This window comes from Serratia sp. (in: enterobacteria), from assembly GCF_051654945.1.
In the GTDB taxonomy this organism is placed as follows: Bacteria; Pseudomonadota; Gammaproteobacteria; order Enterobacterales; family Enterobacteriaceae; genus Chania.
This window is the reverse complement of the sequence record NZ_JBOFZA010000038.1, coordinates 57384-70808: the sequence shown is the minus strand read 5'-3', so window position 1 is coordinate 70808 and position 13425 is coordinate 57384. Positions and strand designations below refer to the sequence as shown.

Here is a 13425-nt window from a genome sequence, read left to right as displayed (position 1 = left end):
TGGATCGCGCCGCGACAATTTGATTAGGCTGCTCTGCCGGGATAAGGCGGGGTGGTCCGTTTTGGCAGAGAGGAAGCGATGTCGTCAGAAGAGTTAGAACAGGTCTGGAGCAACATTAAATCAGAGGCGCGAGCGCTGGCAGATTGTGAACCGATGCTGGCTAGCTTTTTCCATGCGACCTTGCTCAAGCATGAAAATCTGGGCAGTGCGCTCAGCTATATTCTGGCGAACAAACTGGCCAATCCAATCATGCCGGCGATTGCGGTGCGAGAGGTGGTAGAAGATGCCTATCGTTCCGACGCACAAATGATCGTCTCAGCGGCCCGCGATATTCTGGCGGTGCGGTTGCGTGACCCCGCAGTAGATAAATATTCCACGCCGCTGCTGTACCTGAAAGGTTTCCATGCCTTGCAGTCGTACCGCATCGGCCATTGGCTGTGGCAGCAGGGCCGCCAGGCATTGGCGATCTACCTGCAAAATCAAATCTCGGTCGCCTTTGGGGTGGATATTCACCCGGCGGCCACCATCGGTTGCGGCATTATGCTCGACCATGCCACTGGCATCGTGATCGGTGAAACCGCCGTGGTGGAGAATAACGTCTCCATCCTTCAATCGGTAACCTTGGGCGGGACAGGCAAAACCAGCGGCGATCGCCACCCGAAAATCCGCGAAGGCGTGATGATTGGCGCGGGGGCTAAAATCCTCGGCAATATCGAAGTGGGGAAAGGGGCCAAGATCGGTGCAGGTTCCGTGGTGCTGCAACCCGTACCCCCTCATACCACCGCCGCAGGCGTGCCTGCGCGTATTGTCGGCCGGCCGGAAAGCGACACGCCATCGATGGATATGGACCAGTACTTCAACGGTGCCAACCATGGGTTTGAGTACGGCGACGGTATCTGAACTACTCCCTGCCGTAGTAGCTCCAAACCGGATGTAAACCGCTGTGTGATAGTCTTATCACAGGGCGGTTTGTCATTTATTTCTCTGAGTGGAGCCGCCCCTTGAACCGTTTGACTGAATCGCAACTCCAGGCCCTTCTGCTGCAAAAAAATCTCGCCAAGCAAACGATCCCAGAGGTTTCATTAACCGCTGCGCTGGCCACCGCGTTCAAAACCATGATCCAACAGGGTGAGTTCATTGCTGGCCATCGTTTGCCCGCCAGCCGTGCGTTGGCAGCATCGCTCCAGCTATCCAGAGGCACCGTTGAGAACTGTTATTCAGCGCTGGAAACCGAGGGGTACGTGTGCCGAGAAGTGGGCAGGGGAAGTTTTGTCGCACAACGCCAGCAACCCTTGCTTGGCCTGACCCGCGAGCGTGCAGCCGTCCCCGCTGGCCATGTCACACTAAGCCGGAGATCGTCACAGCATGCCAAATCTGCTTTGAGCGGCCATATTCCTCGTCGGGCATTTAGCCCCGGTATGCCAGAAACGCGTAACTTTCCGATCCATACCTGGCTCAGGCTTTATCAGCAGACCGTCAAGGAAGAGGGGCTGTCTATCTCGGCGGGCAGCGACTTGCAGGGCAATATTCATCTGCGGGAGGCGATTTGCGACTTCCTGCTGGTCGAACGGGGCGTGAAAGCGCTGGCCAATCAAATTCTGATTGTGAGCAGCACCCAGCAGTCACTGTCCTTATGTGCGCAGGTGCTGGCGGATGCTGAAGACGCCGTTTTTATCGAAAATCCAGGCTATACCGGGGCGATTAAAGCCTTCCGGGCGGCTCAGCTTAAACCTATTCCGGTTGCCGTCGATGATCAGGGGATCTGCACCGACGAAATCATTGGCTCACCAGTTAACGCCAGATTTGTCTATGTCACTCCTTCTAACCAATATCCGACCGGGCGAGCACTTCCGCTGGCAAGGCGTCTGGCATTAATTGAGGCGGCGAAATCACGCGACATGTGGATCATCGAGGATGACTATGACAGCGAATTTCACTATCAAGGCATTGCGACGGCCTGTTTGCAGGGGTTAGATCCCCATCAGCGCACCATTTACATGGGCACCTTCAGCAAAACCTTATTCCCGGATCTGCACGTCGCTTATATGGTCTTGCCTGAAGCCTTGGTAAAACCGATGACCACCGCACGCGCGAATACGGATAGCCAGGTTTCAGGCATCACACAGCGCACGTTGGCCAAGTTTATTATGCAAGGGCATTACCGAGAGCATGTCCGAACCATGAAGAAGATATATTCTTCGCGCGCGGCGCTATTTATTAATGAGATAGTCAGGCATTGTGGTGAAAAGGTACGGGTAATGGTGCCGAATTGCGGTTTGCAGATCCTTTGCCAAGTAGAGAATAAACGGTTGGAGCAGGCGGTTTCCCTGCGTGCTGAGCAGTATCATTTAACCCTTAAGGGCATCTGCGAGTTTTGTACTGAGGAGATCCCCTTATCTGGCTGGCTGCTGGGTTTTGCGGCGCTGGATCCGATTGAGATCGCCCATAACGTCGAGCAGTTTTCCCGCCTGCTAACGCTCTGTCTAAACGAGGTAGAGCGTTAGTCTGTGCAATGGTCCTGTGTCTATCCCGGATTTGTCCATTAACCTTGCACTATGGCGTCGTCTATACTGGCGGCACTTTGATAATGCAAGGACAACAACATGTTAAACACCAAAAATGATATTACCATCAGGGACATATGCGCGGCAGATAAACCGGGCTGGGAGAATTTGTGGCAGCAGTATCTGCACTTTTATCGCGCCGATGTCAGCCCTGAAATCTCCGAAAAAACCTTTAGCAAACTCTGCCAAAAACAAGAATTGGTTGGCCTGGTCGCCGTTAATGATCAGGGGCAGGTTTTAGGCTTTATGCATCTGGTTTATCACGCTTCGACATGGAGCGATACCAATTATTGCTATATTGAAGATCTGTTCGTTGATAAAAGTGCGCGGGGAAAAAACGTTGCCGAGAGCTTATTTAACGAAGCCTACAAACAGGCGGAAATAAGAGAGAGCAGTCGGGTTTACTGGATGACCCAAGAGTTTAATTCCTCTGCCCGTTCGCTGTACGATAAAATCGGCCAACGAACGTCATTTATTATTTATAGCAAGCGTTAATCATAAGGCGACGGTTTTTCACCGCCGCCTTAACGATCAATCGAGATAAAACACTTCACGCAGCGGTGAGCTTACCGGGCTATGATCCGGATTGCTCGGCATCACGTCGCCCATATGCTGCCACCAGCGCTGGCAGACAGCGGTGTTAGCCACCGCATTCCAGCGCTCTTCCGATTCGATCTCCACATAGCCAAACAGCAGGTTGCGCGCCTCATCCAGAAAAATGGAGTAGTGGTGTGCGCCATGCTCTTTCAATACCTGCTCCAACTCTGGCCAAATCGGGTTGTGGCGCCGTTGGTATTCGGCGTGTGCGTCCGGGTTGACCTGCATCACAAAAGCTTTACGGATCATGGGTTCTCCTTGAAGGTCACAGCGCGGCCAAATAGAGCGTACGTACCTGCTCGCGATCGGCCGTGCGTGGGTTGCACGGGGCGCATGGGTCGGCTAAAGCCTTATCCAACCAGCCTTCGATATCGGCCTCTTTGATACCCAGCGCCGAGAAACCTGCCGGAATACCTACGCGCAAGGACAGCGCACGAATGGCGGCAATTGCCTGATGGCTGGCCTGCTCTTCGTTCATGCCTTGCGTGTCCGCTCCCATAGCTTGTGCAATTTGAGCAAAGCGGGCAACGGCATTCGGCCGGTTGAACTCTTCGATCACCGGCAGCAGGATCGCGTTGCAGACGCCGTGCGGCAGATTGTGGGTCGCGCCAGGCTGATGAGCCAAGGCATGTACCAGGCCAAGCCCGGCGCTGTTGAACGCCATTCCCGCCAGATATTGCCCATAGGCCATCATTTCCCGCGCCTGCAGGTTCTTGCCATCCTCGACGGCGGCAGGCAGCCAGGTGCTAATCAGACGGATGGCTTCCAGCGCCGAGTGATCGGTCAGCGGGTGGGCGCCCACGGAAACATAGGCTTCAACCGCGTGGGTTAGCGCGTCCATACCGGTGGCGGCGGTGACGCTGGCGGGAATATTCAACATCACCTGCGGATCGTCCACGGCAATATCAGGGATGATGTTGGTGTCGATGATCACTTCTTTGACGTGGCGCTGGCTGTCGATGATCACCGCATTGCTGGTCATCTCGGCTGCGGTACCCGCAGTGGTATTGATGGCGACCAAGGCGACGCCAGGGTGTTTGACTTTGCCAACGCCGGAATAGGCGGTAGAGGGACCAGGGTTGCCGGTGAGGATTTTGATCGCCTTGGCGGTATCGATTGGGCTGCCGCCGCCGAAGGCAATCAGGTAGTCACATTGCTGCTGTTTGAACGCTTGCCAGCCCTGTTGCACCAGCTCCTCGGTGGGGTTGGGAAATACCTCATTGAACATGGCGTAAGGCAGCGCGTGCTGCTGCATAGCACTGAATAGCCCATCCAGCAGGCCGAGTTCAACCAACTGGCCGTCGGTGACGATCAGCGCCTTACCCCATTGCTTCTGTGCCAGCAGCTTGACCATATCTTCGATGGCGCCGCAGCCGTGCAAACTGATTTTCGGTAATGCCAACATGAAACTCATAGTATTGCTCCTGAAAGGGGAAACCGTTGTGTTGCGCCCGCCGTAACGGACGCAGGGCACCGATTTCTCAATCCTTGAGCGCGGCGGCCAGTGGCGTCACGCCAAAGCGCTTGGCCAGTGCGGTCAACTGACTGCCGGAAATGGTTTGCTTCTTGCCACCCATCGACAGCACTTTCACCATGATTTCTGCCGATTTTTCTGCGGTGTCGATCAGGCCGAAGGCATCGTCCAGCGTTGGGCCAGAGCCGAAAATGCCGTGGAACGGCCACAGTACCAGGCTGTGTTCCTGCATCTGCTCGGCGGTCTGGGTACCGATGCCGTCAGTCCCTGGCACCATCCAGGGCACAATGCCGATGCCGTCCGGGAACACCACCAGGCACTCGGTGCTGCCTTCCCACAGCAGGCGGGTGAAGCTGGCGTTATCCAGTTCCTGCACAAAGCTCAGAGCGATCAGGTTGGTGGCGTGGCAGTGCATGATGACGCGATCGCTGCCTCCGCTGACGTTCATACGTACGATGTGCGACTGGAAGTGCGCCGCCAGTTCCGATGTTGGGAATCCTCCCTGCGAAAGCCCCCAGTGAATGTGGTAGGCGGTACCGTTGTGGTTCAGTTGCAGCAGCACCAGATTCTCTTGCGGTGCCAGCTGCACGTTGCGAAAGAACTTGCCTGAGCCGGTGACCAGGAACCAACAGTTGGCCAGTTCGGTGGCTGGTTGCGTCAGCTCAACGCAGCGCGGATCGGCCACGAAGTCGCTACGGAAAGGCTCAACATCTTGCGCCGAAAGCCGCAGGCTGACGTTGCCGCCGTTGCGCTCATCCCAGCCTTTGAGCCACATGTCGCTGGTGGCCTTGATCATGCCCTGGACGAACCAGGAAGAAACTATCTGTTGCATTGCGCTACCCTTAACGTTGGCTGAGGATCTGTTGTTCGTAATTGCGTACGTTGTTGAGCCAGCTGGCATCCGCCGGGACATCGTTACGCTGGCAGTAGGTTTCCCACACGGCTTGCCATGGCAGGCATTTCTGCTCTTCCAGCAGGGCCAGACGGGCGGTGTAATCGCCGTTTTCTTCGATCTTGCGCAGCATCTCGGTCGGCTCCAGCAGCGCACGCAGCAGGGCTTTCTTCATGTTACGGGTGCCGATCACCCAGGCGGCGATGCGGTTGATGGAGGCGTCGAAGAAGTCCAGGCCGATATGTACGCGGTTGAACAGATTGTTGCGCACGATCTCACCGGCAATCGCCTGCGTTTCATCATCCAGCAGCACCACGTGGTCACTGTCCCAGCGTACCGGGCGGCTAACGTGCAGCAGCAGGCGCGGCACATACAGCATGGCGCTGGAGATCTTGTCGGAGATCACTTCGGTCGGGTGGAAGTGGCCCGCATCCAGACACAGTGCGGTCTGGCGGCTGGTGGCGTAGCCAAGATAAAACTCGTTGGAGCCGACGGTGTAGCTCTCTGCGCCAATGCCGAACAGCTTGCTTTCCACCGCGTCGATATGGTGTGCCGGGTCGAGTTTTTCGCTAATCACTTCATCCAGCGCGCTCAATAGGCGCTGGCGCGGCGCCAGGCGGTCGATTGGCGTATCTTTCATGCCATCCGGGATCCAGATGTTCATCACCGAAGGTGTACCGAGCTGCTCGCCAAAATAGGCAGACACGCGGCGGCTGGCCTGGCAGTGTTCAATCCAGAACTGACGAATTTCCGGGTCGGCGTGAGACAGCGTAAAACCGTCGGCGCTCAGCGGGTGCGAGAAGCAAGATGGGTTGAAATCCAATCCCAGACGATGTTTTTTGGCCCATTCCACCCAGTTTTTAAAATGGCGCGGCTCAATTTTATTACGGGCAACCGGCGCATCGGATTCCAGATAGATCGCGTGCAGGTTCAAACGTTTCGGGCCAGGGATCAGCGCCAGCGCCTGTTCCAGATCGGCCCGCAGCTCTGTGGCGTTGCGGGCTTTACCCGGGTAGTTGCCGGTCGCTTGAATGCCGCCGGTCAGGGAGCCTTCCGGATTTTCGAACCCGGCTACGTCATCCCCTTGCCAGCAGTGCATTGACACCGGCAAGGTTTCCATCGCGCTGATAGCGGCCTCAACGTCCACACCAACGGCGGCAAAGCGCTGTTTTGCCAGTTCCCAGGCTTGATCGATAGAGCTTTTCATATGCAAAGTTCCTTAGGTAATTGACTCAACGACTGAAATTGCGACCAGTGGGCGGCAAAGTCTGGATTGTCGCGAGGGGTAAAGTGTTGTAGCGGGAAGTTCTGCGCCACGATGCGGCGGAATTGGCCAATGTCGGTGACCGCGTCCAGAGCCATCAACTGGCAGCCAACGTTGCCCAGAGTTGAGGCTTCGATCGGTCCGGCGCTGATGGTCAGCCCGCAGGCATCGGCGCACAGCTGATTGAGAAAATGGTTTTGACTGCCGCCACCGACGACATGCAGATGGCTGATTGGGCGGCCATGCATCATCGCCAGCTCCTGGGCAACCTGGCGGTAGAGCATGGCGAGGCTGTCGAAGATGCAGCGCACCAGTTGGGCTGCGGTTTCCGGCACCGGCATCCCGCGTTCGCGGCAGCTGTCCTGAATGGTTTGGCACATGCTGGCCGGGTTGATAAAGCGATCGTCATTGGGATTAACCAGTGAACGACAGGCTGGCTGTTGGGCCGCCTGAGCAATCAGGGCGGGCAGATCGCTGATGTTCAGTTCCTGAGTGGTACGCTGCAGCAGCCACAGGCCCATAATGTTCTTCAGTACCCGATAGCCAGTGGCACCGCCCTCATTGGTGATATTGGCTGCCAGTGAGACTGGGTGAACCACCGGGATGGGGCTTTCGATGCCCATCAGCGACCAGGTACCAGAGCTGAGATAGGCGGCATTGGCATCTTGTAATGGCGTAGCAAGTACCGCGCTGGCGGTGTCGTGAGTGGCTACGGCAATCACCGGGATCTGCTGGCCACTGGCGCTGGTCCAATAGCCGACGCGATTACCCGGAGGCGTCGGTTTGCCAAACCAACTGGCGGGGACGCCTGCCCAGGCCAGTAGTTCTTCATCCCATTGATCGCTCTCAATATTCAATAGCTGGGTGGTGCTGGCGTTGGTGTATTCCCAGTTCAACTTCCCCGTCAGGCGAAAGTGCAGATAATCCGGGATCAGCAGCAGGTGAGCCACGCGCTCTAACAGTTCAGGCTGCTGTTCACGCAGGGCCCGCAGCTGATACAGCGTATTGAAAGGCAGGAATTGAATGCCGGTACGTTGATAGATATTGCTGCGGCCCAGTTCCTGCTGGGCTTTTGCCATCAATCCTTGGGTGCGGGCATCACGGTAGGAAACGGCCTGGCCGACCCGCTCACCTTGCGCATCCAGCAGTACGAAATCCACGCCCCAGGTATCGATGCCAATGCTGTCGAGACGAATCCCTTCTGCATCGAGTTGCGCAAGTGCCTGGCGGATATTGCCTTCCAGCGCATCCAGATCCCAGCAGTCTTGTCCGGCCTGGTGCTGCAAACGGTTGGTGAAGCGGCTGACCTCACGCAGTTGAAGTTGCTGCTGTTCCGGTTGATAGCTCGCCAGCATCACTCGCCCACTGGAGGCTCCAAGGTCGATGGCGACAGTATTGCGAATAGTCATGAGAGAAAGCCCGTGATTGCTTGATGGCGAGCAGTGTAGAAAGTTGCCGCTGTCCGAGCCTTCTCACCACTGCCAACGCCAGAGGGGGGTTGGCAAAATGGCAAAGGTAAAGGTGAAGTAGCTCACAGTTTGCGATTCGGGCCGTTTTTCGTCCGGCTGTGACCTTGTACGCATTTCTCAACATTGCTAGCGCTTTCTTAAAAAACGCGCAGCTTAAGCGCGCTTTTTGGTCAAAAACTTAAGGTTTGTTGCCGGGCGCTTCTCTTACTATCGATAACCGACGTTGCGCGGTAATCCCGCCGCGCCAAAGCTCTGGGGGCAAGATGGATCTATTGCACAGTAGCGACTTTTTCCCTTCCTGTAGCGCGCCCGTGGTGATCGAACCCCGCGAGCCGCAGCAGGCTTTTCCAGAACATCATCATGATTTTTACGAAATTGTGATTGTCGAGCAGGGGGCGGGGGTGCATGTGTTTAATGGCAACCCTTATACCTTGAACAGCGGCTGCGTCTGTTTTGTGCGCGATCACGATCGCCACCTGTTTGAACAGACCGACGGCCTGATCCTGACCAATATTCTGTTCCGCGCGCCGGACGCCTTCCGTTTTGTCTCCGGCGTGGAGCAGTTTCTGCCGCGTGAAGACGATGGCGTCTATCCGGCCCATTGGCGTATCAGCCAGCAGGTGTTACAACAGGTCAAAGGGCTGATTGGGCTGCTGGTGGATGCGCCGACGGGCGATCGGCCAGAAGAGATTGCGCTGCATGAAAGCGTGTTTATGCAGTTGCTGGTGCAGCTGTGGCAAGGTTGCCTGGCGCGACAGGGGGACGATCAGGAAGGGCGTTTGCATCAGCTGTTGGACTGGTTACAGGGCCATTATGCTGAGCCGATCGAATGGCCCGAACTGGCCGATCGCTTTGCCATCCCGCTGCGCACGCTGCATCGGCAACTGAAACAGCACACCAACATGACGCCGCAGCGCTACCTGACCCACCTGCGTTTGTTACAGGCCCGCCATATGCTGTGCCACAGCGACAGCAGTATCACCGATATCGCTTTTCGCTGCGGTTTCGGCGACAGTAACCATTTTTCGACGCTGTTCAAGCGCGAGTTTACCTGTCCGCCGCGTGCGCTGCGTGGCATGCGCTAGCGGTGTGAAAATCACGACTGCGTCAATTTTCCTCACCGGAGGTTCGGCAATAATGCCAGTCGTGCCAACCAGGAAAGGTGTGAGATGAGGGAAACATTACTGCTAGAGAGCCACGATTATCTACCCTCCGTACAGATGCCGGTGGCCGTGGCGGAGCGCTATCCCCAGGAGGGATTTGCCACCCATACTCACCAGTTTTGCGAGATCGTTATCGTTTGGCGCGGTAACGGTCTGCACGTTCTCAACGATCGTCCTTACCGGATCACCTGCGGGGATATTTTTTATATCCGCGCCAGCGATTGCCACAGCTATGAGTCGGTGAACGATCTGGTGCTGGATAATATTATCTACTGCCCGGAGCGCCTGCGGTTGAATGCCCAGTGGGAAAGCCTGCTGCCGCCGTTTGATGCCACCAGCGAATGCTATTGGCGGCTCTCAACCCAGGGTATGGCGCTGGCCCGGCCGATTATCGCCCAGCTTTCACAGGAGAGCCGCAAAACCGACTCGTTATCGATTCAGTTAACCGAAGCCTTGCTGTTACAGCTGGCGATCGTGCTCAAACGTTATCGCTATGCGGTGGACTGCGTGCACATGTTGCCGGATGGGGAACAGCTGGATTTGTTGATGGCGGCATTGCAAGGCGGTATCGACGGCGATTTTGACCTACCGGCATTTTGCCAACAGCACCAGCTGACCGAACGGGCGTTGAAGCTGCTGTTCCGCCAGCAAACCGGCATGACCGTCAATCACTACCTGCGCCAGCTCCGCTTATGCCAGGCCAAGAGTTTATTGCGCCGTAGCGAATACCGCATCAGCGATATTGCTGCGCGCTGCGGGTTTGAAGACAGTAACTATTTCTCCGTGGTGTTCACGCGCGAGGCCGGAATGACCCCGCGCGAGTATCGCCAGCGGTTTATCGCCTAGCGGTCAGGCGATGCGTTGTGTACGGATATTCAATACCTGTGCGAGCTTCTCCAGCCGATCTCCCTGATGGCCAATGCCGATGGCGCAGTGATGAGCCGGGCCTGCCAATGACCACTCGCGGGTAAAGGCTCTGGCACCCAGGCTGAAACGATAGCGGCTGTTGGTATTACCGATATCCAGCGTTTCCCCAGCGACCGAGAGCCCCTCGGCATACTGCAACACCACGTCGCCGTTACGCTCCTCAACGACCGACAAGAAGGTGACCGGGCCGTTCTTTACCGACATCTGGATCGAAACGCCGCAGCCTGGCTTGCCGTGGTACACCGGCAGCGGCACCAGCCGTACATCGCCTTCGGCCATCAGTGGATGGGCCGGTCCGTCGTGACCCCACAGCACGACATCATCCTCGAATTCGATGCCGTAAGGTTCGGAGAAGGAGCCACCGGCACCCAGCAGAGCCAGGATCTTCATGGCGATCGCATTTTTGACTTCGTATTCCCCTGCGACCGGAATGCCTTTTTGGGTCAGCAGGGTGTTACCGGCGATCAGCGAAGTGACGATATTCTCGTAATCATTGCCGTTTTGCCCTTCGTAGTAATAGGCGAGTGCCCCAAGCTGATGTCGTTCCGCCAGTTGATCCAGCGCGCAGGCGGTATGGGCAGCACGTTGCAGTTCCGCTTCGGAACAAAGCTCGTCCACCACAAAGGCGTGGCGCATCTCATCTCGTTTGTGCTGGATTTGCGCAGTAGTGCTTTGCTGGCGCAGAACGTTCAGTTCGCACATTTCCAGCGGTTTGAAACGCACGCCAAGCCGGGCTGAAAGATTGGTCAGGTTGCTGTAAACGTCGATCATGCCGTCGTAATAATGACCCAGCAGGCCGATCTGCGTGGTGCGTAACGCATTGCGCAGCGCAAAGGCGGTCAGCCAGTTATCCAGCTCCTGCCAAACTTGCGGATCGCCCTGCAATGCCCCTACCAGCAGTTGGTAATCGATCCCGGCGCGATTAAACACGTTGGCCAATTCGGGAGCGCTGCACGCCTGACAGTGGGCAAGCCATTCGCCAGTGCGATCGCCGCGATCGGTCATGGTGCGTATTTTCTGGTAGGGCAAACCGGTTTCAGGTTGCAGCGCCAATACCAACACGGGTTTGCCCAAGGCTTGTACCAGCGGCAATACGGTGGCGCTAAGTGCGTAGGTGCTGATGTACAGCACCACCACGTCTACCGGCTGGTGGCTAGTCTGTGCCAGCAGCGCATCGGCGGCGGCTACCGAATCCACCAGCCCACCGCGTTGCACCCGATGGTCGGTGGCAAGGCGTTCGGCGATCTGTTCGAGATAGCCCTCAAGGCGAGGTTTAAGGCCGCTAAACTGTGGCCAATAAGTGTCAAGCCCGATACCAAACAGCAAGATATTCAATGAACTGTTCAATTCTCGTTCCTCAAGATGCCATACCCATACCCACAATGTTGGCCGCCAGGATGATCACCAGACAACCGAGACACAATACGGCCACCGGCTTTCTGGTGCCGCATTTCCACTCTTTCAGCAGGAGCCCGACGATGCCGCCGCACAGCACGTAGAAGCTCATGTGCAGCATCCAGCTCATGTAATCGTATTGCGCCGGGATCTTGGCGTGGCCCCAGGCGTAGAAGAAGAATTGCAGATACCACATCAGCCCGGCCAGCATCGAGAACAGGACGTTGGCGACCAGCAGTTTTTTCGGCAGGGAGAAATCGGCTTTTACCGAGATATTCTTCAGGGTGGCCAAACGGATAATGCAGTAACCCAGGTTGATCAGCGCGCCACCGCCCATAATCACCACATAGCTCGGCAGGGCAACGTACAACGGATCGATGCCCAGAGCTCCGGCGGCTTCATGCATCGGCTTGGCCGCGTCCATGGCGAAGGACATCCCGGCGGAGAAAATGCCGCACATCACCGCCAACACCAGCCCTTTCTTGAGGTTGAACTCTTCGGCGCGGATGCCCATGGCCCGCTCTTTCAGCAAACCTGCGTAGCTGACGATCAGCACGCCGATCAGTGCGACAAACACGCCCACCAGCGACATGCGGCCACCTGCGGTGCCGAACAGCAGCTCAAAGCGGCCCTGCAACAGCGGTGTCATCAAGGTACCAATGATCAGCGTGATACCTATGGCGATACCAATGCCCATCGACATGCCGAGGTAGCGCATGGTCAAACCGTAGTTGATATTGCCGATCCCCCACATGGCGCCGAACAGGAATACCGGCAACAGGGTGGCAGCGCTGAATGAGCCGTAATACTGCCAAAAGTCCGGCAACAGCAGATAGCTGATGGCCCAAGGCAGGATCAACCAGGAAACGAAGCCACCGATCGACCACATGGTTTCCCAGGACCAGTTTTTGACCTGCTTGAAGGGTGCGTAGAAGCAGGCCGCACTGGCCGCCCCGACCAGGTGCCAGAGTATCCCTAGCAGAATGGCGTTGTTCATCTTGTTATCCTTGTAGTTGTTGGCGTGGTGAGGTTGAACGCAGAGACCACGGATGAACAGGGAGTCTAAAGAGACACCGGGGAAGGAACCTTCGGTTGGCTGCCGGATGATGGGGGAGCATGGCAAAATTCAGCGGGTGTGGATGCTGACGATCACAAATTTGGCAGGGGGGCGATCGGGCGATGTTTGATCGCCCAACAGGGATTACTCTTTGAGCAGGGCACCCGCATAACCCAGTTGACGCCAGGCTTCGTAAACCACCACCGAGACGGCGTTGGACAGGTTCATACTGCGGCTTTGAGCTTGCATTGGAATGCGGATCTTCTGCCGTGCGGGCAGCGCATCCAGAATGCTGGCGGGTAGGCCACGGGTCTCTGGGCCAAACAGCAGATAGTCTCCAGCCTGATAGTTGACCGCGCTATGTGCAGGCGTGCCTTTGGTGGTGAGAGCAAACAGCCGCTGTGGATTTTCGCTGGCAAGGAAGGCGGCATAGTCGGCATGGCGCTTGATGCAGGCAAACTCATGATAGTCCAACCCGGCACGACGCAGGCGTTTGTCGTCCCACGGGAAGCCCATAGGTTCGATCAGATGCAGTTGGAAACCGGTATTGGCGCACAGGCGAATGATGTTGCCGGTGTTCGGTGGAATTTCAGGTTCAAATAAAACGATATTCAACATGTAAT

13 protein-coding genes are annotated in these 13425 nt (G+C 56.6%); 5 read left to right on the top strand and 8 right to left on the bottom strand.

The annotated features are described in order from the left end of the window. Positions 1-78 precede the first annotated feature (78 nt). The 3 genes from cysE to ACRDCA_RS04955 all read left to right on the top strand — a co-directional run bounded on the left by cysE (position 79) and on the right by ACRDCA_RS04955 (position 3059). Positions 79-900, top strand: a complete 822-nt coding sequence (gene cysE, locus ACRDCA_RS04965) for a serine O-acetyltransferase (RefSeq protein ID WP_438688545.1) — start codon at positions 79-81, stop codon at positions 898-900. A 101-nt stretch (positions 901-1001) separates the two neighbouring features. Then, entirely contained in the window at positions 1002-2504 is a 1503-nt protein-coding gene (locus ACRDCA_RS04960; protein ID WP_438688544.1) for a PLP-dependent aminotransferase family protein, read from the top strand. A gap of 99 nt (positions 2505-2603) precedes the next feature. Next, positions 2604-3059 carry a GNAT family N-acetyltransferase gene (locus ACRDCA_RS04955; RefSeq protein WP_438688543.1) on the top strand — a complete coding sequence of 152 codons (456 nt, stop codon included), beginning with the start codon at positions 2604-2606 and terminating at the stop codon, positions 3057-3059. A 36-nt stretch (positions 3060-3095) separates the two neighbouring features. On the opposite strand, the gene rhaM is transcribed toward ACRDCA_RS04955, so the two are convergent. From rhaM to rhaB, 5 genes are all read right to left on the bottom strand, one after another. Then, complete coding sequence (rhaM, locus tag ACRDCA_RS04950; RefSeq protein ID WP_438688542.1) at positions 3096-3410, bottom strand: L-rhamnose mutarotase; 315 nt, start codon at positions 3408-3410, stop codon at positions 3096-3098. 16 nt (positions 3411-3426) lie between these two features. After that, entirely contained in the window at positions 3427-4575 is a 1149-nt protein-coding gene (gene fucO, locus ACRDCA_RS04945; protein WP_438688541.1) for a lactaldehyde reductase, read from the bottom strand. Between the two features lie 67 nt (positions 4576-4642). Then, positions 4643-5467 (bottom strand): rhamnulose-1-phosphate aldolase, encoded by an 825-nt coding sequence (gene rhaD, locus ACRDCA_RS04940; protein WP_438688540.1) that lies wholly within the window; start codon positions 5465-5467, stop codon positions 4643-4645. 10 nt (positions 5468-5477) lie between these two features. Then, on the bottom strand, positions 5478-6734 hold the full coding sequence (locus tag ACRDCA_RS04935; protein ID WP_438688539.1) for an L-rhamnose isomerase: 1257 nt from the start codon (positions 6732-6734) through the stop codon (positions 5478-5480). Beyond that, positions 6731-8200 carry a rhamnulokinase gene (rhaB, locus tag ACRDCA_RS04930; protein WP_438688538.1) on the bottom strand — a complete coding sequence of 490 codons (1470 nt, stop codon included), beginning with the start codon at positions 8198-8200 and terminating at the stop codon, positions 6731-6733. The genes ACRDCA_RS04935 and rhaB overlap by 4 nt, the downstream gene beginning before the upstream one ends. 323 nt (positions 8201-8523) lie before the next feature. On the opposite strand from rhaB, the gene rhaS reads away from it, so the two are divergent. Continuing rightward, positions 8524-9345 carry an HTH-type transcriptional activator RhaS gene (rhaS, locus tag ACRDCA_RS04925; RefSeq protein WP_438688537.1) on the top strand — a complete coding sequence of 274 codons (822 nt, stop codon included), beginning with the start codon at positions 8524-8526 and terminating at the stop codon, positions 9343-9345. An 84-nt stretch (positions 9346-9429) separates the two neighbouring features. Continuing rightward, complete coding sequence (rhaR, locus tag ACRDCA_RS04920; RefSeq protein WP_438688536.1) at positions 9430-10269, top strand: HTH-type transcriptional activator RhaR; 840 nt, start codon at positions 9430-9432, stop codon at positions 10267-10269. 3 nt (positions 10270-10272) lie between these two features. On the opposite strand, the gene ACRDCA_RS04915 is transcribed toward rhaR, so the two are convergent. From ACRDCA_RS04915 to trmL, 3 genes are all read right to left on the bottom strand, one after another. Continuing rightward, a complete protein-coding gene (locus tag ACRDCA_RS04915; RefSeq protein WP_438688535.1) occupies positions 10273-11697 on the bottom strand; it encodes an arabinose isomerase in 1425 nt (474 codons plus the stop codon). Between the two features lie 10 nt (positions 11698-11707). Continuing rightward, complete coding sequence (gene rhaT / locus ACRDCA_RS04910) at positions 11708-12742, bottom strand: L-rhamnose/proton symporter RhaT (RefSeq protein WP_438688534.1); 1035 nt, start codon at positions 12740-12742, stop codon at positions 11708-11710. Between the two features lie 204 nt (positions 12743-12946). After that, positions 12947-13420, bottom strand: a complete 474-nt coding sequence (gene trmL / locus ACRDCA_RS04905) for a tRNA (uridine(34)/cytosine(34)/5-carboxymethylaminomethyluridine(34)-2'-O)-methyltransferase TrmL (protein ID WP_438688533.1) — start codon at positions 13418-13420, stop codon at positions 12947-12949. Positions 13421-13425 lie beyond the last annotated feature (5 nt).